23 protein-coding genes are annotated in these 20726 nt (G+C 40.7%); 15 read left to right on the top strand and 8 right to left on the bottom strand.

The window, feature by feature from the left end; genetic code table 11:
* Positions 1–7 precede the first annotated feature (7 nt).
* Positions 8–1315, bottom strand: a complete 1308-nt coding sequence (locus ACFVS1_RS14420) for a histidine kinase dimerization/phospho-acceptor domain-containing protein (RefSeq protein ID WP_387548273.1) — start codon at positions 1313–1315, stop codon at positions 8–10.
* Positions 1316–1471: 156 nt separating this feature from the next.
* On the opposite strand from ACFVS1_RS14420, the gene ACFVS1_RS14415 reads away from it, so the two are divergent.
* The 3 genes from ACFVS1_RS14415 to ACFVS1_RS14405 all read left to right on the top strand — a co-directional run bounded on the left by ACFVS1_RS14415 (position 1472) and on the right by ACFVS1_RS14405 (position 5124).
* Positions 1472–1909 (top strand): MarR family winged helix-turn-helix transcriptional regulator, encoded by a 438-nt coding sequence (locus ACFVS1_RS14415; RefSeq protein ID WP_034314147.1) that lies wholly within the window; start codon positions 1472–1474, stop codon positions 1907–1909.
* Between the two features lie 216 nt (positions 1910–2125).
* Positions 2126–3820 (top strand): M3 family oligoendopeptidase, encoded by a 1695-nt coding sequence (locus ACFVS1_RS14410; protein WP_387548269.1) that lies wholly within the window; start codon positions 2126–2128, stop codon positions 3818–3820.
* Positions 3821–4083: 263 nt separating this feature from the next.
* Positions 4084–5124: a YkvI family membrane protein gene (locus ACFVS1_RS14405; RefSeq protein ID WP_387548267.1), complete on the top strand. Its 1041-nt coding sequence runs from the start codon at positions 4084–4086 to the stop codon at positions 5122–5124.
* Between the two features lie 49 nt (positions 5125–5173).
* Here the strand turns inward: ACFVS1_RS14405 and ACFVS1_RS14400 are convergent, their stop codons facing one another.
* Positions 5174–5788 (bottom strand): hypothetical protein, encoded by a 615-nt coding sequence (locus ACFVS1_RS14400; RefSeq protein WP_387548264.1) that lies wholly within the window; start codon positions 5786–5788, stop codon positions 5174–5176.
* 189 nt (positions 5789–5977) lie between these two features.
* Positions 5978–6154, bottom strand: coding sequence for a YkvS family protein (locus ACFVS1_RS14395; protein WP_064505160.1), 177 nt, complete (start codon positions 6152–6154; stop codon positions 5978–5980).
* A gap of 441 nt (positions 6155–6595) precedes the next feature.
* Here ACFVS1_RS14395 and ACFVS1_RS14390 point away from each other — a divergent pair, with 441 nt between their 5' ends.
* The gene (locus ACFVS1_RS14390) at positions 6596–6790 is read left to right on the top strand and encodes a hypothetical protein (RefSeq protein ID WP_352921687.1); all 195 of its coding nucleotides are present in this window, start codon (positions 6596–6598) and stop codon (positions 6788–6790) included.
* A gap of 49 nt (positions 6791–6839) precedes the next feature.
* Here ACFVS1_RS14390 and ACFVS1_RS14385 read toward each other — a convergent pair whose 3' ends face one another.
* Positions 6840–7331: a sigma-70 family RNA polymerase sigma factor gene (locus tag ACFVS1_RS14385; RefSeq protein ID WP_387548260.1), complete on the bottom strand. Its 492-nt coding sequence runs from the start codon at positions 7329–7331 to the stop codon at positions 6840–6842.
* Between the two features lie 585 nt (positions 7332–7916).
* The gene (locus tag ACFVS1_RS14380; RefSeq protein WP_352921683.1) at positions 7917–8702 is read right to left on the bottom strand and encodes a thermonuclease family protein; all 786 of its coding nucleotides are present in this window, start codon (positions 8700–8702) and stop codon (positions 7917–7919) included.
* Positions 8703–8878: 176 nt separating this feature from the next.
* On the opposite strand from ACFVS1_RS14380, the gene ACFVS1_RS14375 reads away from it, so the two are divergent.
* The 7 genes from ACFVS1_RS14375 to ACFVS1_RS14345 all read left to right on the top strand — a co-directional run bounded on the left by ACFVS1_RS14375 (position 8879) and on the right by ACFVS1_RS14345 (position 14927).
* Entirely contained in the window at positions 8879–9511 is a 633-nt protein-coding gene (locus ACFVS1_RS14375) for an ABC transporter ATP-binding protein (RefSeq protein ID WP_352921681.1), read from the top strand.
* Positions 9511–10296 carry an ABC transporter permease gene (locus tag ACFVS1_RS14370; protein WP_352921679.1) on the top strand — a complete coding sequence of 262 codons (786 nt, stop codon included), beginning with the start codon at positions 9511–9513 and terminating at the stop codon, positions 10294–10296. Before ACFVS1_RS14375 ends, ACFVS1_RS14370 begins: the two co-directional genes overlap by 1 nt.
* Before the next feature lie 214 nt (positions 10297–10510).
* A complete protein-coding gene (locus ACFVS1_RS14365) occupies positions 10511–10777 on the top strand; it encodes a phosphocarrier protein HPr (protein WP_034314127.1) in 267 nt (88 codons plus the stop codon).
* On the top strand, positions 10777–12495 hold the full coding sequence (ptsP, locus tag ACFVS1_RS14360; RefSeq protein WP_192203870.1) for a phosphoenolpyruvate--protein phosphotransferase: 1719 nt from the start codon (positions 10777–10779) through the stop codon (positions 12493–12495). The genes ACFVS1_RS14365 and ptsP overlap by 1 nt, the downstream gene beginning before the upstream one ends.
* A gap of 308 nt (positions 12496–12803) precedes the next feature.
* Positions 12804–13589 (top strand): SDR family oxidoreductase, encoded by a 786-nt coding sequence (locus ACFVS1_RS14355; protein WP_387548254.1) that lies wholly within the window; start codon positions 12804–12806, stop codon positions 13587–13589.
* Positions 13590–13627: 38 nt separating this feature from the next.
* Complete coding sequence (locus ACFVS1_RS14350) at positions 13628–14503, top strand: NAD(P)-dependent oxidoreductase (protein ID WP_352921677.1); 876 nt, start codon at positions 13628–13630, stop codon at positions 14501–14503.
* 58 nt (positions 14504–14561) lie between these two features.
* Positions 14562–14927, top strand: coding sequence for a hypothetical protein (locus tag ACFVS1_RS14345; protein WP_034314117.1), 366 nt, complete (start codon positions 14562–14564; stop codon positions 14925–14927).
* A gap of 97 nt (positions 14928–15024) precedes the next feature.
* Here the strand turns inward: ACFVS1_RS14345 and ACFVS1_RS14340 are convergent, their stop codons facing one another.
* Positions 15025–16173: an aminotransferase A gene (locus tag ACFVS1_RS14340; protein ID WP_387548251.1), complete on the bottom strand. Its 1149-nt coding sequence runs from the start codon at positions 16171–16173 to the stop codon at positions 15025–15027.
* 157 nt (positions 16174–16330) lie between these two features.
* Here ACFVS1_RS14340 and corA point away from each other — a divergent pair, with 157 nt between their 5' ends.
* Together corA and ACFVS1_RS14330 are read left to right on the top strand one after the other, a co-directional pair.
* A complete protein-coding gene (gene corA / locus ACFVS1_RS14335; RefSeq protein WP_352921673.1) occupies positions 16331–17305 on the top strand; it encodes a magnesium/cobalt transporter CorA in 975 nt (324 codons plus the stop codon).
* Positions 17306–17643: 338 nt separating this feature from the next.
* The gene (locus tag ACFVS1_RS14330; protein ID WP_323599437.1) at positions 17644–18549 is read left to right on the top strand and encodes a chemotaxis protein; all 906 of its coding nucleotides are present in this window, start codon (positions 17644–17646) and stop codon (positions 18547–18549) included.
* Between the two features lie 54 nt (positions 18550–18603).
* Here ACFVS1_RS14330 and ACFVS1_RS14325 read toward each other — a convergent pair whose 3' ends face one another.
* Both ACFVS1_RS14325 and ACFVS1_RS14320 read right to left on the bottom strand, forming a co-directional pair.
* On the bottom strand, positions 18604–19110 hold the full coding sequence (locus ACFVS1_RS14325) for a YkyB family protein (protein ID WP_352921672.1): 507 nt from the start codon (positions 19108–19110) through the stop codon (positions 18604–18606).
* 287 nt (positions 19111–19397) lie between these two features.
* Entirely contained in the window at positions 19398–19709 is a 312-nt protein-coding gene (locus tag ACFVS1_RS14320; RefSeq protein WP_387549363.1) for a hypothetical protein, read from the bottom strand.
* Between the two features lie 162 nt (positions 19710–19871).
* Between ACFVS1_RS14320 and ACFVS1_RS14315 the strand changes: the two genes are divergently transcribed.
* The gene (locus ACFVS1_RS14315) at positions 19872–20252 is read left to right on the top strand and encodes a fluoride efflux transporter FluC (protein WP_387548246.1); all 381 of its coding nucleotides are present in this window, start codon (positions 19872–19874) and stop codon (positions 20250–20252) included.
* Positions 20249–20611, top strand: a complete 363-nt coding sequence (gene crcB / locus ACFVS1_RS14310; protein ID WP_387548243.1) for a fluoride efflux transporter CrcB — start codon at positions 20249–20251, stop codon at positions 20609–20611. Before ACFVS1_RS14315 ends, crcB begins: the two co-directional genes overlap by 4 nt.
* The last annotated feature ends 115 nt before the right edge of the window (positions 20612–20726 follow it).

Below are 20726 nucleotides of genomic sequence, written 5' to 3'. Positions count from 1 at the left end.
AAAAGATTCAATAATTCGTGTCGATGATCATGATTTTAGCCCATTCATTTTCATGGTGAATATGAATCCTTAACTTTTTCCCAACTTCCATGGCCTCGATACCGTTTTTGGCAATGTTGAGAATGACTTGTTTGAGTTGGTCCTTTGTACAATGAACCCGGATCGGCTCCTTTATGATATTCCATTCCACTTCAATATTGAAGTGACGTGCTTCTGATTCTATTATTGGTCTCAATTCAGCCATGATACTGCGAATATCATATAAGGATAAAGTCTGGGCCATTGGCTTCCCTAAAATCAAAAATTCGCTGACGATGCTATTGATCCGTTCAATTTCCTTCATGATGACAGAGTAATAGAACTGATCTTGTTCTTCTGGGTGTTTTTCAACCAATAATTGCACTAGCCCCTTTATGCCAGTAAGTGGGTTTTTTATTTCATGAGCAGTACTGGCAGCTAATGTACCGACAAATTCTATTTTTTGGCTTTCGTTTAGTATCTTTTGGTTTTTCGTATTCCTGCGAACGATCAGTTCCTCCACGATGATATAGATCATGTGAGTAAAAAAGAAGGTGAAAAAGACAAGCATTAAAAAAACATTCATGTTATTTGAGTTAATCTTGTCGGGGACTTTGACCGACAGTGTCCAATCGGCTTCGGTCAAAGGGACATCCACCCATGTTGAATGTCCAGTGAATCCTTCGGCATTTATATCTAAAATTCGGATCTTGTCCTTTGTTTCTACTTTAAAGGTATGACCGGGGTTAAGGATCTTTAATCTTTTTTCCAAATGATCCAGCCTGATATGTGCCAATAAAAACCCTTGGACTTTTCTTTCTTGATCCAGAATGGGAGCAAAAATGGAAAAATGATTTAAATTACGGTTATGTAGCTCTTTTGTTCCTGCAACAAACGCTTTTTGAGTTTTTACGGCACGCTCAATATCATTCTGTTCAATTAAATCGTAATGATCGAAATTCTTATTCGTCCCTGAAATGGATACACCGTCGCGATTTAGCCAATACACTCCTGCATACCTGGAATCTGTATCTTTGATCCATTTCAAAAGAAGGTCGTTTTTTTTGTCATCCATATAAAGAGCAGAGCTGCTAAGGCTAAGCAGCTCAAGGCTTTCCTTCGTTTCACTGATAACTTGGTCTATGTATTCTTGATAAAACGTTCCCGCCCATTTAGCTTGTTCCTGTCTTTCTTTTTGAATGGAACGTTCTAAATGCATCCAATAAATGATAGAGAGAAAAATTAATGGTAAAATAACAATAAGTAGATATGTGGTGAATTTATGCCTTTTTTTCATGATTGTCACTACTTTAGCTTTTTTTTCAAGTATATCAAAATGATTGATTAAACAATAGTGCATACTAACAGGGCAGATTGACAAAAAAGCCTTTATGTCATATAATAACTTTTAATTCAAGATATTTTAATTAAAAATTTTTAAGGTTGTGAAGTTATGGAGAATAATAACATCCAACAGTCTTTGAAACTGTTCATTGTGATGTCTAGAGCTCATCGATCCATTAATGATGTGGTAAATAAACATATAGCTGAAGAAGGTCTGAATCCAACTGAGTTTGCCGTACTGGAATTACTTTATCATAAAGGGGATCAGCCTCTTCAGCAAATAGGCGGAAAAATCTTGCTAGCTAGCGGCAGCATTACCTATGTCGTGGATAAACTTGAACAAAAGGAATATCTGCAGCGAATAGCATGTAAAGAGGATCGCCGTGTAACGTTTGCAAAAATAACAGATAAAGGGAAGGCCTTCATTGAAGGAGTATTTCCTGAGCATGAAAAAAGAATCGATGATATCATGAGTGTACTTACGCAAGATGAAAAGGCAACCGTGATCGAATTGCTTAAAAAAATTGGGTATTCCGCTCAAAATTAGCTAAAGAACCAGCACCCGGACTTATCCGCAGGTGCTGGTTTTTTATGTCTGTTAAAACCTGAATTTGTTTCGAGGACATAGAGGTTTTTAATAACGCTGCGGCGAATTAATTATATTACGATAACCGCGATAATGATGAATGTGACCTGGATTGGAAAATGTTACTCTGGATTATACAGGAAAAAATGTTTTTATATCGTGAAAAGGAGCGTACATATGAAATTTAATGAGTATGAATATAAACGTCCTGAAATGGATGAAATTAAAACCCGGTTCATGAAAGCTTTGGGAAAATTTACTGACGCTGATAATGCCGATGCACAAATAAAAGCCATGGAAGAAATAAATGGAATTCGAAATTATGTAGGTACGATGTTTAATTTGGTCTATATACGGCATTCCATTGATACCAATGATGATTTTTATAAAGCGGAGAATGATTATTTAGATGACTTCTCCCCTGAAATGGAAGAGTTAACCTCCAAATTTTACAATGAACTCGTTCGCTCGAAATATCGCAAAGAGCTTGAGTTGAAATGGGGAACTCAACTATTTGACTTGGCAGAAGCCCAACTCAAAACTTTTTCGCCCGAAATCATACCACAGCTGCAAAAAGAAAATAAATTATCTAGTGAATATTCACAATTGATTGCCTCAGCAAAAATTCCCTTTGATGGCAAAGAATTAACACTAGCGCAGCTTCAGCCTTTTATGGAGTCCCCGGACCGTGAACTAAGGCAAAATGCAAGTGAGGCATATTACGGTTTCTTTGAAGAAAAGCAGGAGGAATTGGATCGTATATACGACGAACTTGTCAAGGTGAGGCATGGAATTTCGACAGCGCTCGGTTATGGGAATTTCGTGGAACTTGGGTATTATCGAATGACAAGGACTGATTATGATGCTGAAATGGTTGCTGCATACCGCAAGCAGGTGAAAGAGGAAGTGGTACCTCTTGTCACCCGGCTGAAGGGACGTCAGCGCGAACGTCTGGGATTGGAGAACCTGAACTATTATGATGAGAATTTTCATTTCAGAACGGGTAATGCCATTCCAAAAGGCGATGCCGAGTGGATCATCGAGAACGGGAAAAAGATGTACCAGGAGCTTTCGCCTGAAACGCATCAGTTTTTCAACTATATGATAGATAATGACCTGATGGACCTTGTGGCGAAGAAGGGAAAAGAGAGCGGAGGCTATTGTACTTTTATAGAAGACTATAAGGCTCCATTCATCTTTTCCAATTTCAACGGTACTTCCGGGGATATAGATGTTTTGACACATGAGGCAGGCCATGCATTCCAAGTGTATCGCAGCCGTGATCTTGACATTCCTGAGTATTATTGGCCCACATATGAAGCCTGTGAAATCCATTCGATGAGCATGGAATTTTTAACTTGGCCATGGATGGAGCTATTTTTCAAGGAAGATACGGAAAAGTATAAGTTTTCCCATTTAAGCGGTGCCCTCATATTCCTTCCGTATGGGGTGGCTGTTGATGAATTTCAGCATTTTGTCTATGAAAATCCTGATGCCTCCCCAGTTGAAAGAAGGCAGGCTTGGCGCAAGATCGAAAAGGAATATTTGCCTCATCGCGATTATGAAGAAAATGAATTCTTGGAGAATGGCGGGTATTGGCAGCGGCAAAGCCACATTTATCAATCACCTTTTTATTATATCGACTATACATTGGCCCAGATTTGTGCTTTCCAATTCTGGAAAAGGTCGACTGAAAAAGATGAAACGGCTTGGGAGGATTATTTGAAACTGTGCCAACTTGGAGGCAGCAAGTCTTTCCTTGATCTCGTTGAATCCGCTAATCTGAAATCCCCGTTTGTTGACGGGACTGTAGAGTCCGTTGTGAAGGTGATAGACGAATGGCTCTCCACTGTAGATGATAAGGCATTATGAAATATTAGGCTGTATGATACGAAACGGATACTAGAAAGAGCGCTTGGAGATCATTCCAAGCGTTTTTTTAAATCTTCTATACGTTTGAAATGTTGGGCATGAAAAATGCTGTTTGAAGCCTCAAGAAGAAATGCATATGGGGGTTCAGTTTACATGAATGTGAGAATGTTAGCGCAGTAAAAAAACACCCGACGGAAGGAATATTGCTCAGCTTGTCTTAAATGTCTCTTCCTTACATATAAATGTAGGGAGGAGGGGAGAGTATGCTGTCAAGGTGGTCAGGAAGTTTTCAGATTGCAGCGGTTTATGTAGGCACGGTCGTCGGTGCAGGGTTTGCAACTGGAAAAGAGATTGTCGAGTTTTTTACCCGATATGGCTTTTATGGCTTTATCGGGATTTTAATAGCAGGTTATATTTTCATTTTCACTGGAACGAAAATCATGCTCATTTCCGCAAGGATCAGAGCATCTTCTTATGAAGAGTTTAATCAATTTCTTTTTGGCAGGAAAATAGCAGGAATCATCAACATCTTCTTCCTTTTCATGCTGTTAGGGGTGACCGCTGTCATGATTTCGGGTTCAGGAGCCGTTTTCGAAGAACAACTTGGCGTGCCTAAAAGTATAGGAAGTTGGTCTACGATCATTCTGGCATCCTTGGTCCTGATGATGGGCATGCGCGGTGTTTTCACTGTGAACTCGTTTGTAGTACCAATCATGATCTGTTTTAGTTTAATCCTTTTTTTCTCTACCTTGGGTAATGGGGATTTCTTTAAGACCCTTACAAAGGTTCCAGATGATGTGATCACCGTGAAAATGATTTTGTCACCATTTGCCTATACAGCCTTTAACCTTGCTTTGGCTCAGGCTGTGCTCGTTCCGGTTGCGTATGAAGTTCGAGATGAGAAGGTCATTAAACAAGGTGCAATCCTTGGTGGGATATTCCTAACGATCATTTTATTGACGGGGCATTTTTCACTTATGACACTTCCTGACGTGAATGGTTATGAAATTCCTTCAGCAGTTATTATGAGAACGGCAGCCAGTCAGTTATATTGGATGTTCATTTTGGTGATTTACGGGGAGATTTTCACTTCGGTCATCGGAAACATATATGGATTACAGAGGCAAATCAGCAGTTATATTAAATTGCCAAGCATGCTGATCATAGCGGTCATTTTTTTAATAGCTTTGATTATTAGTGAATTCGGATATGGAAGGTTACTAGGATATATTTATCCGGTTTTTGGATACATAAGCCTCCTTTTTTTAATGCTGGTCTGGAAAAGCAAAGCGGGAAAGGAGTGATGAAGAACGGGGGGCCTGAACTTAGCCCTCCGTTACAGGGAATCAATGTTCATCCTTTCATCAGCGTCTTAGCCATCTCTAAAAAAGCATCCCGGTAATCTCGATCTTTTTTTGTGAACATAGTTATGCGGACGGGGGCTTTTTCATCCTTGAGCAATATGGAAGTGATTACATCATTCCCACTTTCCACTTCAAATCCCGTGCCGCCCTCGATATCAAGTGAAGGATCCCTAATCGTTTCTGAAATGCTTTCCAACTGGGATTGGACATTTTTTTCCACCTCATCCCAATTGACATCCGTCTTCAATAATTCTATTCTCATAAAAATGGAGTCATCTTCAGTCAGGAACACAATATCCTTTCCAGGTTCTTCGGCACTTAATCTGAATTGTTGTAAAACATAAAGGCTGAACGGTTGATTATCACTTTTTTTTAAGAACGCTGTTTTTTCCTTTGCTTCCCCGTTAATTGAATATTGCAGGTTTTGCTCCATCAGTCTTACTTTGTTATTGCGATTATCTCCTTGAGAAGCATTGCCTTCGTTCCCCTCTTCTACTGAACCTTCTTGTGGCTCACCTGCATTTTCGTCTGTGGTCGTACCGCAGCCAGTGAGCAGAAAAGCGGCGAATGTGACACAGCCAATAAAACATGTCCAACGAGTCATTTGTTTCCCTCATCTTTCTGATAGAAATTCCAATCTGAATTTTGATATTTTGCATCACATACAAGCGTATTGCCCTTTAATGAATTAGACGGAGTAAAATGGAAATGGTTACAAATAATTGAGAATCAATTCGTGCGCTTGCTAAAAAGTGAAAAACGGAATGGTATTGAGAAACCATCCCGTTTTGAATTAACCTATGATTTTATAATTTTTATGGTTGACGACGGTTTTCTGTTCAAGTTCCAAATCACGATAATTTTCCATATACGTGACGTCCACGATTACTGAGTTCTCGTTCACTTTCTCGACGATTCCTTTTAAGCCTTCTCTAAATTCAATGATATTTCCAACTTCCGCTTTCTTCATGGTAATCATCCTTTCCCATTTTGTTTCCAATGATCAAAAAGTGACTATGGAGTAATTGGATTATTCGAACATCTTGCCGTTTAGATTTTGACGTGGGAAGTGCTAGTAAGAGAATTAGTTATCCCTTATGTCGGTACAGTAAGCTAAACTTTTAAAAAGGTGCGATTTTTGAAATGGAGCAGTGGCATAATTTGGTATATCTTAAAAACGCAGTTATACGTACCAGTATGTAATTCTATGTACAAAATATGCCAATCATTTTACAATATGATATTTTACTATACAGTTTGCACTATTTTAAAGCATACGTAAAGAATAATATAGCAAGAGGGCTTCAAAAAATTCTGATTTATATTTAGTGGCATGCTTATGTTAAAATGAAAACGGAATTTCTCCTATCTAAATATGATGGAACATTTGATAATTAAGGAGGATAATATGATGAATGCAGATGAAGCAAAAGATGTACTCGATAAACTGGCAAATCGGGAAATGGATGAATTCAGGATAACAAAAGAAGAATTTTTAGCTTTTCGAGAGGTTCTTGTTAAAAGGGAAGACTTTAAACATTTTCGGGGAAATGCCCAACATAACGGTGTGATAATTTATACGTATTTAGAAGAAGCGAGAAGTTAATCGATGTAAATGATTAGGGGTGGCTCATGTTTGAGCCACCCCTAATTATTTACAATGGAAAAATCCCTTGTTTCCTTAATTTATTTAAAGTGGACTTTCTCCATGATTTGACTGCTGCTGCAGTGACTTGATAGATATCAGCTATTTCGGATACCGTTTTATTTTCGAGGTATGTCTGTAAAAGCCAGCGTTGCTGATTCAGTGTCAATCCTTCCGTGTAGGTTAGGATATTATCGATGGCAAAGGCCTCTTCATGCATCGTAAAAGGATCCTTAATCTCTAATATGAAGGAATCGAAGGGTTCGGTACGACTCTCATATTTATGATGATGCTTTAATTCGTTCAGAATTTTGCCTTTGATTGCAGTATAGGCATAGTTGGAGAATTTTCCGTATTCCTCATTGAAATTCCCCAATGACTCCCATAAAGCAATCAAGCCTACTTGAAAATATTCTTCCTTATTTTTATAGATGGAAAGTGAGCGGATAATATGATGGATCATCGGGGTGAATTCCTTCGTCAGCGCTGAGAAATCTTCCATTAAGCAAGTCACCTTTAGAAAGTGCACTTTCCTGTATTCCCGGGTGCTTCTACCATAAATAAATCGATCATATAAAGCCAAATGGCATAACCGAAAAATGGCGGTAATAACAAGTGGGTTTTAAAGGAGCTAAAGAGAACCTTTTTGAGGATAAAAGGATAATTAAGGAAATATTGAGTGTGTGGGACCAAATAAAAACACATCCTTAGATTGGATGTGCGGAAATATGATGTTCTGTTGTCGACAAGGGAGTTTGGAATGGCCTCATTTAAAACAAGGATATATTTTATAGTTCAACGTTGATTCCCACTTCAGGCATTCGCTTTCCGCGGGCGTTCAGGGAGCCCCTCGGCGCTCTTTGCGCCTGTGGGGTCTCCCTTGGACTCGCTTTTCTAAGCAGGGGTCTCGTACCTTCCGTTCCAATCAACTTTGTGTTTTAAAAGAAAGGCTGTTTTCGAATACTTTGTTGCTATTTCCTGCTATTTACCAAGTAGTGCGGTGTGGTTGATTTCCCCTCAGACAGTCGGCGGAAAGGGAGCGGATTTCTGAAATCAACTCGATCTTTTTTTATAAAAACCGTATATGTTAACTTTGCGATTTTCGGAAACCGGCATCCTGGGCGTCCTGTTCGGTACAAAACATTTCTTCTGGTTTAGTTATTTCGTAATATTGGCCCGAAGGAATGTGATATATTTTATTGCCTTTAGAGTTTATATTCCCTTTAATTTGCGGGTTACTGCAAGATCCAGTCGGCTTTTCCACCGATACTTCTTTTGACTGGGTCTCATCAAACCCATTTGAAGTTGCATAGTTTTCAATAGACCAAATACCGATTTCGTCTCTTTGGGCTTGTTTCTGAATATCTTCCAATTCATCAAGATATTTCGTGTTCGGTGCATAAACATAAGCTACCCTTGCCAGTCCTTTTTCCAGGAGAAGTTTATTCACCATTTTACCATCAACATAAAAATAGGCCAGCAGCCGGCCATATTTATCCCTTTCACCTATGCCGGTTTCTACTTCCACTTCGGAGCCCGCAGGCATGAGTTCCTTGGCGAACTTGCTTGCTTCAGGTCCAAAAGGCTGAACGGGCTTGGATGGGTGCACGGTTTCTGGAGTATCTACCAAAAGGAGCCTGACCGTTTCTTCATTTCCGTTAGCCATTTTGATTTTTACTGTATCTCCGTCAACAACTTTGATGATCTCGGCTGTGAATGTCTTGCCTTTTTCTTCATTTGAAATTGAATCTTCCTGTTTGGATTGATTAATCTGGTTATCTGATGCTGCCTGGCAGCCAGACAGCGTGATCAGGCAAAGTGCAGTCAGGAGAAAAACATTCAGATAAGAATGTAACAAGGAATTTCCGTTCATGATAAGTCCCTCCATTTATTAAGGTGTTTTCCACGTCCGTCATGGATATATTCGGCAGAACTAATACTAACCCATAAAAAAGCGAAAGAAAATGAAAATTTTTACATGCATCGCTACCCCATATCATGATAGTTTCTTATAATGATATGGTGGAGTAAGGGAGGCAGGCGTGCAAAATGATATTTAGGCTTGAAAATATAAGGTATAAGGGGATTTTGAAAATTGATGATTTGAAAATACCCGCTTGTATGGTTACTTGCTTGACTGGAGAAAGCGGTGCAGGAAAAACCTCACTGCTCCGATTATTGAACAGGATGGATGACCCGGATAGCGGTTCAATCTATTATCAGGATCAGCTGCTGGATAAATTCAACCCGATAGAGCTCCGGCGTAAAGTCACAATGCTTTCCCAGGCACCGTTTACTTTACCGGGTACGATTGAAGAAAATCTTCAGATTGGCCTGGAATTGACAGAACAAGAAAATAAGGATAAATCCGAGTTGGTTAAAGCACTTGAAACTGTCCAGTTGCAGAAGTCTTTAGACGAGGGGGCGGAGAATCTTTCTGGCGGGGAGAAACAGAGGCTGGCACTGGCGAGGCTACTTTTATTGAAACCCGAGGTGTATTTACTGGATGAGCCGACCTCAGCTCTTGATGAGGAAGCAGAGCTGGCGGTCATAAGCCGTTTTTTAGAAGAAGTAAAGCGGGAAAAAGGAACGGTCATCATGATAACCCATTCAAAACAGGTTGCGGACACCTATGCTGAAAAGAGGATCGTTCTGAAAAAGGCGAGGGAGGGTGACTATTAATGGAGGCGAATGGAATAATAGATATTGAGTTCTGGCGTCTTTGTGCGGCCTACGTGTTTGTAGTCATCCTGCTCATAATCGTGAAGTGGCGGGGAATTTCACGGGAAAAGCAAATCATGCTCGCTACGGTGCGAATGACGGTCCAGCTCATTCTTGCCGGATATGTTTTGACATATATCTTTGAAAATCCCCACCCTTTACTTTCTTTAGGATTTTTATGTGCAATGTCCCTGTTTTCCATCCATAATATTTTCAAGCAAGTGTCCCAAGCACTTAATAAGAAAATCAAAAGGATGGTTATCCTAAGTATGTTGTCAGGTCCCATGGCTGCCTTGGTTTATTTTAATGTGGTCGTGATCCATTTCACTCCATGGTATGAGCCAAGGTATTTCATTCCAATTGCAGGAATGATCGTGGGAAATGCGATGACAGGAGTGACATTGGCGCTTAAAAACCTCCATGATGGGATTAGCAGTAATCGTGAAAAGGTAGAAGCGATGTTGATGCTAGGAGCGACTCCGGCGAGGGCTGTGAAGAAATATGTGGATGCTGCATTCGACTCGGCAGTTCTCCCGACTTTGAACAATATGCTCGGGATGGGGATTATCTTCCTTCCAGGAATGATGACAGGGCAAATCCTGTCGGGGATAAGCCCGCTAATCGCTATTGAGTACCAGATTGCGATACTAATCGGGATTCTCGGAAGTGTTTCATTAACGGTGGTCCTTTTCATTATGCTAAGTTTCAGGGCTTTTTTTACCAAAAATGCACAGCTGTCCATTTAATCATTGAAGAATCTGAAAAGTAATAGTTGCAGTTCTTTCTATATTTTTGTACTATTTTGTAGGTACCAATAGTTTTGGTTTGTTTGTTGGGAATGATAATGCTATCCTGATAAGGAAAAGGGCATTTCTTTTTTTCATTTCTTTTCTGATTGGATGGAGAAAACCCCTTACATAACCTATTTTTGTTAATTTATCTTAAAGGAGATTGATTTATATGGTAGAAAAAACATTTACAGTAACTGCAGAAACAGGAATTCACGCTCGTCCGGCTACATTGCTTGTACAAGCTGCGGGAAAATTTGATTCAGAAATCAACCTTGCTTATAAAGAGAAAAAAGTGAACCTTAAGTCCATTATGGGTGTAATGTCTCTAGGTATTGGCAAAGGGGCGGAAATTACGATTTCTGCTGAAGGAAGCGATGAAAATGATGCACTAAACACACTTGCTGAAACGTTGAATAGAGAAGGATTAGCAGAATAATGTCCACTTTGATTAGTGGAATAGCAGCTTCAAACGGAATAGCCATCGCTAAAGCCTATCGACTGACTGAGCCTGATTTATCAATCGAAAAAAGAAGCATAGAAGATGTTGGGGCTGAAATATCCCGTTTTAAGGAAGCTATTCAAAAGTCAACTAATGAATTGGAGATAATCAGGGATAAAGCCGAAAAGGATTTAGGGGCGGATAAGGCCGCTATCTTTGACGCACACCTGCTTGTTTTGGCTGATCCGGAACTTATCACTCCAATTCAGGATAAAATTCAATCAGAAGGCGTCAACGCTGAGTTTTCCTTAAATGAAACCGCAAGCATGTTCATTACGATGTTTGAACAAATGGATAATGAATACATGAAGGAACGTGCAGCGGATATCCGTGACGTCACGAAACGGGTGCTGTCGCATCTTTTAGGTGTTCATATTCCAAATCCGAGCATGATTGCTGAAGAAGTGATCATCATTGCGGAGGATTTGACTCCATCCGATACAGCACAGTTGAATCCGGCATATGTTAAAGGATTTACGACCGATATCGGTGGACGTACATCCCATTCAGCCATAATGGCACGTTCATTGGAAATTCCAGCAGTCGTTGGAGCGAAGTCAGTGACCTCTTCCATTGAAAATGGTGACTTGGTCATAATTGACGGATTAAAGGGTGAAGTTCACATCAATCCTACTCCTGAACTCGTGAAACGCTACGAAGAGGAGCAGGAAGCCTATGGTAGGCAAAAGGCTGAGTGGGCGAAGCTGGTTAATGAAAAAACCGTTACACATGATGGCCATCATGTGGAATTGGCAGCCAATATTGGTACGCCTAAAGATCTGGAGGGCGTACATCAAAATGGCGGTGAAGGCATCGGGTTATATCGTACGGAATTTCTTTATATGGGCAGAAATGACTTTCCAAGTGAAGAAGAACAGTTCGAGGCATACAAAGCGGTGCTGGAAGGAATGTCAGGCAAGCCTGTAGTCGTCAGAACGCTTGACATAGGCGGGGACAAGGAGTTGCCTTACTTAGAGCTTCCTAAGGAAATGAATCCTTTCCTTGGGTACCGCGCGATTCGCCTTTGCTTAAATGAACAGGAGATTTTCCGGACTCAGCTCCGTGCCCTGCTTCGTGCAAGCATTTACGGAGATTTGAAAATCATGTTCCCGATGATTGCCACGCTAGCTGAATTCCGTGAAGCTAAAGCCGTCTTGGCTGAAGTTAGGCAGGAATTGCTTGACAATGGTATTCAAGTTGCTGAAAAAATTGAAGTCGGAATCATGGTTGAAATCCCTTCAACTGCAGTGATGGCGGATATATTTGCTAAGGAAGTCGATTTCTTCAGCATAGGCACTAATGACTTGATTCAGTATACGATGGCCGCTGACCGAATGAATGAGAGAGTATCCTATTTATATCAACCATATAACCCAGCGATTCTACGCCTGGTTAAAATGGTCATAGATGCAGCTCATAAAGAAGGGAAATGGGCCGGGATGTGCGGGGAAATGGCTGGAGATGAAATTGCCATACCGATTTTGATCGGATTGGGTCTTGATGAATTCTCAATGAGTGCCACTTCGATTTTAAAAGCACGTTCTTTAATTAGCCAACTTTCGCTTGAAGAGATGAAAAACCTATCTCAGGAAGTTTTAGGGTTGGATACGAATGATAATGTGAAAGAAGCGGTAATTAACGCTTTGAAGAAATAAAAAAAATGAGGAAAAACGGCACCCCATCCACAGAATTTTCGGATGGGGTGATTTCCTGTAATTTTTTCTTGAACATTTAAGAAAAAATGTTTATTGCACTAAAATGGGGGTAAATAAAGAGCAAGCACAGTTGTTTAGCTCTATTAGGGCAGCTGACATTCTCATTTCCCCCTTTGACGCCGGTTGGGTTATCCAACCGGCTATTTTTTTGCAAATAAAATCAAAATAATGATTATTCAGATTTTTCACTTTGCGGTTATGACGATATAATGGAATTATGATTTAATAAAATGGAGGTTAAATATAATATGGAATTACATTTGGAAAAGAAAAATGCGTTGATTTTAGCTTCAAGTCAAGGGTTGGGGAAGGCTATGGCAGCTGAATTGGTTAAGGAAGGAGCAAATGTCATGCTGGCAAGCCGTGATGGAGAAAAGCTTGCCGCAGTACAAAGGGAATTATCCGAGCTTGGGACGGGTAAAGTTTCTTATATGGTAACGGATATAACAAAAGCTGAAGATATTAAAAGCCTGGTTGGGAAAACTGCTGAAGAATTCGGCGGTATCGACATCCTTATTAATAACGCCGGAGGTCCTCCAGGGGGTTCATTTACAGATTTCAATGATGAAGAATGGCAACAATCCTTCGAACTTAATTTACTGAGTTTCATAAGGACGATCCGTGAAAGCTTGCCACATCTAAAAAAACAGGGCGGGAAAATTGTTAATATTGCTTCTTCATCTATTAAGGAACCGATTCCAGGATTGGTATTATCGAATACATTCCGGACGGCAATCGTTGGATTGTCAAAGACGTTAGCTTCAGAATTAGCACCGGACCGGATTTTGGTCAATACAGTCGGTCCAGGAAGAATCGCAACAGACCGCGTTCAGCACCTTGATGAAATGAATGCGGAGAAACTAGGCATCACTCCTGAGAAGGTGACTGAACAATCGATTAACAGAATCCCTCTTGGCCGTTATGGGGAACCCGAGGAATTTGCAAAATTCGTTACTTTCCTTGTTTCAGGCGCTAATACATATTTAACGGGCCAGTCGTATTTAGTTGACGGAGGAATGATAAAGTCCATTTAAGGATTTTTGAAATAAAATGATTGGGAGGAATCTGCAAGATGCAATCGAACAAAGTGATCGGCTTCATAGGTTTAGGAGTGATGGGAAAAAGCATGGCCGCAAATCTTCTTAAGGCGGGATTTGAGGTGTTTGTTTATACAAGGACGAAAGATAAGGCAAGTGAACTGCTCTCAGAGGGTGCGAAGTGGGCATCTGCACCAAAGGAAATTGCGCAGAAAGCTAATGTGATCATTTCCATGGTAGGATACCCTAGTGATGTGGAAGAAATCTATCTTGGGGAAAATGGGCTTATCGAGAACGGGAAACAGGGAACCCATTTAATCGATATGACGACCTCCACTCCATCTTTGGCAGTGAAAATAGCAGAGGAAGCCAATAAAAGAGGCATGGAATCATTGGATGCACCGGTTTCCGGAGGAGATATTGGTGCTCGTGATGCGAAGCTTACGATCATGGTCGGCGGGTCTAGTGAGGCATTTGAAGCTGTCCTGCCCATTTTTGATATCATTGGCAGCAATGTTGTGCATCAAGGCCCGGCTGGCTCAGGACAGCATACGAAAATGTGCAATCAAATCGCCATTGCATCCAATATGATCGGAGTGACTGAAGCGATTTCCTATGCCAAAAAGGCGGGGTTGGATCCGGACCGGGTGTTAAGGAGCATATCATCGGGATCTGCCGGAAGCTGGTCACTGTCCAATCTTGTACCGCGAATGGTTGAAGGGGATTTTGAGCCGGGTTTTTATATCAAGCATTTTATCAAGGATATGAAGATTGCACTTGATGAAGCGGAAAGAATGGGAATGGACGCTCCTGGATTAAGCCTGAGCAAATCGCTATATGAGGGGCTGGCAGAAGCTGGTGAGGAAAATAGCGGTACACAGGCATTATATAAACATTATAATAAGTGCTAGCATTTCTATATCATGAATAAGCTGATAGCGACAGCCTTTACAAAAAGGAGTGAAAGCTATGGGCGAATTCGATGATATCAATATGAAATTCCAGGAATTAGAAGATGGTCGATATATTGTAAGGATTGAAGGTTTTAAGCGAGAAAAAACCATTCATCAAACAAAGCCTATTCGTTGGGATCTGAAATTAATGAATGAAAGTCCGCTGATACTGCCGGTGAAATTCAGTCATATCGAAACGAATGCCGGTTTTCAGATCCTGATGCGCGAATTGAAGAGTTTAGGTTTTTCAAAGCCGCGCTCTGCAAAGGAATTTGAAGAAGTGATGGCAGATTTACTTGGGTCAATCGTTGAAGTGAGTCTTACCACGACAAATAAGGAAGAGGGATATCGGGAAATTCGTTTCTTACGGAGGCTGTATTAGTTGACTGACTTGGTGAAACCTTCGGTAGGGAGGACATCTTTGAAAAAAGGAAAATGGCCTTCAATTGTTCATTCAATTGAAGGCCACTTTTTTTCGGTTACTTTATGGCTAAAAAAGCCTCAATACGATCCAAAGCCTTTTCCAGGGTTTCCATGGAATAGGCATAAGATATCCTGAAGTACCCTTCACCAAGGGGAGAAAATGCATCTCCAGGAACCACTGCCACTTTTTCCTGTTGAACAAGCTTTAGGCAAAAATCAAGCGAAGTGGCATAGCCTTCAGGCAGCTTTATAAAGAAGTAAAAGGCCCCGTTTGGTTTGACTACTTCCAGATTCATCGCTTGTAAGCGGCTGAATACGTAGTCCCGTCTCCGTGCATACTCAGTCTTCATGGGAATTGCATCATCTCTGCCTGCCGTCAATGCTTCCAAGGCAGCTCTCTGCGATATCGAGGCGGCACAGGTCACATTGTATTGGTGAACCTTTAAAAGATGCTGAGAGATGGCTGCAGGCGCAAACAGAAGGCCGATCCTCCACCCGGTCATGGAATGGGACTTGGATAGTCCGTTCAGGACGATGGTTTGTTCTCTTAAGAAAGTGGCAATCGAGACATGCTCCTGATCGAATACCAGTTCACTGTATATCTCATCAGCCAATATGAAGATGTCCTTGCCCCTAACAAGTTCGGCAATGTCCAATAATTCTTCGGCAGATAATGTAACCCCGGTCGGATTCGATGGATAGGGCAGAACGATGCACCGAGTATGTTCCGTTACGTATTTTTCAATGATATCTGCAGTCAAACGAAATCCGTTTTTTGTTGTATCGGCATAAACAGGTGTTGCCCCGCACATCTTAATGATGGGTTCGTATCCCGGATATACCGGACCCGGTAATATTACTTCGTTCCCTGGGATGAGGATCGTCCGAAAGGTAATGTCTATGCCTTCGCTGGCACCAGAGGTCACTATCACTTCATTGGCCGGATCGTAGTTAAGCTTGTATTTATCCTTTACATAATTTGAAGCGGCTTCCCGTAATTCCAAATAGCCCGCATTGTGGGTATAAACGGTATAATCATTATCGATGGCTTGTTTTGCAGCTTCTTTAATATGCATCGGAGTTGGAAAGTCAGGCTGTCCTATCGTTAAGGAAACGGTGCCTTCGAGTTCAGCTACCATATTGTAGAATTTACGGATTCCTGATATTTTAACGTCTTTTACTAGAGGGTTAATTAAATGTTCCATCTATGAATGTCCTCCCTTTTCTAACTTCATGAATTATGTACTATGTTTGACTCATTCATTCTATTTTATCATTTAGTTTGGAGGGGGGAGAAAACTTTTTGAGATTAATGAATTAAAGGTATAATGTTTGATAAGAAAATTTTGAGGGTTGATACATATGATAAGGACTTGCGCAATAACTTCTAATCATGAAGTCAGTTTTGGTTTACCGCTAACCGAAATGAATAATCCGGATATCGAGTGGTTCTGGGTGGATTTTTCCAACCCCACAAACAAGGAAATCGAACTTTTAACCAATCATTTTCACTTTCATCCGCTGGCAATCGAAGACTGCCTGGATGATTTTAACCAACGTCCCAAAATGGATTTTTATGAGGGCTACCAATTTCTTGTGATACATGCTCTAAGGGAGAAGGTATTTAAAGCAGTGGAATTGGATATGTTTGTTGGTGAAAAATGGATAGTCAGTTTTCATAAGGAAGATATGCTTGAACTGGAAAAAGTATGGGAAGAAATTGCTGGTAATAAAATGTTGAAGCAAAGTCCCTTTTTCTTGATGCATAGGATAATTGACAGGATCGTCGATGAATTTTTCCCGCCTGTTTATAAAATTGAAAGCGAATTGGGCAGCATTGAGGAAAATACTGAAAATGACACGATTAACGAATTGATGGATCAGCTTTTCGATTTACGTACAGATATGTCCAGGCTCCGTCGGACCATATTGCCGATGCGTGATTTATTGTACAGAATGATTTCATCAGAGCGTCTGAATTACTTGAAAGATCAGCACCTTTATTTTAATGATGTGTACGATCATCTTCTTAAATTGACTGAAATGCTTGAATCGTATCGAGATTTTTCGTCCGATATCCGAGATAGCTATTTGTCTGTGAACTCTAATAATATGAATTCAACGATGATGACATTGACTGTCATCACTACCATTTTCATGCCGCTGACCTTCATAGTGGGCGTATATGGGATGAATTTTGAATATATGCCGGAATTAAATTGGCATTATGGCTATTTCCTCATTCTCGGAATGATGGGCGGAATTGCCTTGATGATGTTTTTATTCTTTGTTAAAAAAGGTTGGCTCAATCCAAAGAAAAGATCGCGAAGGAGGTGAAAAGACCCATCTGACTTGCTTTTTAAGTGGGTTTGGAAGGGCCGCAAGGCGTTATATGCTGATCACTTTTATCGAAGAGACAGCCTTACGATCGATATGATGGCCGGAATGGCAGTGGTGAAAAATGAGAATGGAAAAAGGGGACCCTGATGGGTCCCTTTTTATTTGGTATTGATAAATAGTCACTTCTTGATTCTTTTTTTATCTGTGCTCTAAACAAAAGAAATATTTAACCGAATTATTAGGTATGAGTTCATTGATGAAACCATGATATTTTTCCTAGCGGTTAAATGATTTATGGATTATGAAATGAAAAAGTAGAAGGGCGAGATGAAACAATGGAAGCAAATAAAGGAATATTACTTGAAAGTGGAACGAATGAGCTTGAGATCGTGGAATTCGGTCTCGGAAAGAATAAATTCGGCATTAACGTAATTAAGGTGAAGGAAATCATCAATCCTGTCCCCATCACGCTTGTCCCGCATTCGCATCCAAATGTGGAGGGGATCATTGAGCTTCGCGGAGAAGTCCTGCCAGTTGTGAATGTGGCGGATGCTTTAGGATTTCCGCCATCTGAAACTCCTGAGCAGGATAAATTCATAGTGGCTGAATTCAATCAGCAAAAAGTGGTTTTCCATGTCCATACCGTAACACAGATCCACCGTATTTCCTGGTCACAAATCGAAAAGCCTTCGGATATGTATCAAGGCCTTGAAAGTCAGATTATCGGAGTAATAAAATTAAATAGTGAAATGTTACTGTTACTCGATTTTGAAAAAATAGTGGTCGAAATCAATCCAGAATCAGGAATAAACATCCAGCAGGTTAAAAAGCTTGGTATCCGGCAAAATTCAGACAAGAGAATCCTGATAGCAGAGGATTCTCCATTACTGAGAAAGCTGCTGTTTGATACATTGTCAGAAGCTGGATTCAAGTACTTGGAGTTTTATGAAAATGGACTTGATGCATTTAATTATCTGGAGAATTTAATTGAATCAGGAAAAGTGGTTGAAGAAGAAGTGCAACTGGTGATTACCGATATTGAGATGCCTCAAATGGATGGGCATCATTTGACTAGAAGAATAAAGGAAAACGGGGAACTCGCTGGATTGCCGGTGATTATTTTCTCTTCTTTGATTACGGATAGCCTGCGTCATAAAGGTCAAGTCGTAGGGGCTGACGCACAAATCAGCAAGCCTGAAATTGCAGAGCTAATAAAGTTGATAGACAGATTGGTATTATGAATGGGAAACGGGCCTGTGAGGCATTACCTCACGGCCCGTTTGGTTTATCAATGATTAATACTTGGAACCTTTTCCTAAAAAGGAGGATGGGAATGGATTGTGGAAAGGTTGCTTGACCGACCCACGCCCGTGAGCCCTTTTCTCGGTGTTGGCAGGATTCGGTGGTTTTTCACCTGCTTGTCCAACGTAAGATTGCAGGATCTGTTTTGCCTTGGATAATGACAATGCGGCTTTAGGGTTCCGTATGGAGGCCGCCCTGCTGCCGAGGTGGGGTAGTTTTTTCAAATCTTCCTTAGTGGGAGGTAAATGAAAAACATATGATCCGCATTCGACAATGACGTCGGATTGTTGTGCTGCAAAGCGAGGGTTATCAGAGAAATGAAGTCCAATCTTCTTCGCTTTTCCTTCTTGCATAAGCTTGCTTAATGCGAGCCGTTTTAAATTATATAAATTTTTGGGCTCCAATGCGGTCTTTGCATGTTTATTGACAATAAACACGGCTTGGGCAATGGAGTTAATCGAAAACTCATCCCTTTCAGAATGTCCTTTCGTTTGGTTCATCATGGAAACTCCTTTTCTTAATAAGGTTAGAAGGACGTTACAAAGAGACGTCCTTCAATCAAAACCTGTTCTTATATATTGGTTGAAATAGAGACGTGTATGCAACCAGGCAGAAATAGTGAAAAACAATGCATGCATCTCTAGGGTATGACCATCATTTCCTAACACTTTACCATCTATTCATTTTCATATTATACCACTTCCAAATATATAGGGAAGTAAAATTCAATCTGACGGCTTTTGGTCCAAGAAAAAGAAGGCGTTCAATGTCGCCTTCTGTGCAATCTTTATTGAGTGTATATATTGATATTTTCGGTTACTCCAGCCTGTGCGCCGAATTGTTGTTGCTGGTAACCCTGAAAGCCTTGATAAGCAGGATAAGCTGGATAAGCAGGGTAAGGAGGGTAAGCGGGCGGGTATGGAGGAGGATATGGAGGATAGACAGGTGGACGGTTATTGAATAGCAATGGTCCAATTGCCAATCCTGCAACAAAAGCTACAGGCGCCAATAGAGGAAAGAAAGGAAAGAAGCGCTCGTCATTCCAATTTCCAGGTCCATATTCATTCCCATATACATTTCTGTATTCGTTCTGTAGCATCATGGTCTGTGGATAGTGGTAGTAAGGAAAATACTGTGTTTGCATAATTAGCCTCCTTTTCTCAAATTCTTTACATAGTATGGTTTTTTTAAAGAAAAGAGCCTGTTTCATCTTAATCTGTTATAATGAGTCTACTTATGAGAAAAATTCGGGGGGACCTTAATGGATCGATTTAAAAGCATTTTTGCAGTCGGTTTTGGAGGAGCGGCAGGAGCGATATTGCGATATTGTGTAATCTTGATTGCTGGCCATTCCTTCTTCCCGTTTGGAACCCTATTGATAAATATAGTAGGCAGCTTTTTGCTTGGAATGATCAATGGCTATTTCGCCGCGAAAAAGAAGTCGCTCGTTTTTTTAGCGCTGGGCAGCGGGTTTTGCGGCGGCTTCACCACGATGTCCACATTTTCCCAAGAAGTGGTGAATCTACTGCAGACTTCTCTGGCATTGGCGGGACTCTATCTTGGAGCTACGCTCTTATTTGGTTTGGTCGCTGGTTTCCTCGGACTGGGCCTTTTTAATAGACAAAGAGGTGACACCCTTTGAGTGAGGTTCTTTCAGTTTTTATAGGTGGCTTTTTTGGGGCGGCCTCTCGATATGTCTTGCAGATTATTTTTAATAGGCTATTGCCAGCGGTCTCTATACCCATTAGCATTTTACTGATTAACCTTATAGGTTCCTTTGGGCTGGGATTGGTGATTCCGCAAAAAGAGAGCTGGGCTTTATCTTTGCAGGTTTTTCTGACGATAGGTTTTCTGGGTGCCTTTACGACCTTTTCGACATTCAGTATGGAAACGCTTGAACTTATTAGAAAACACCGTTATACAGATAGCCTGATCTATATAACGGTGTCTGTTTTAGGGTGCATTGGCACTTTCCTGTGTGGCTATTTAAGTGTGGTATAAACTTTATGGCATTGCCGTTAATGCTGGTAAAAAAAACCTAGTTTTCTCGGGTATACTTCTAATGCTATAATTCATAGGAGTCCATTACAAATGATACATGGCAACTAGTTTTATC

This window comes from Peribacillus sp. NPDC058075, assembly GCF_042885195.1.
In the GTDB taxonomy this organism is placed as follows: domain Bacteria; phylum Bacillota; class Bacilli; order Bacillales; family DSM-1321; genus Peribacillus.
The sequence above is the reverse complement of the archived record's forward strand: the minus strand, read 5'-3'. Positions and strand labels throughout refer to the sequence as shown.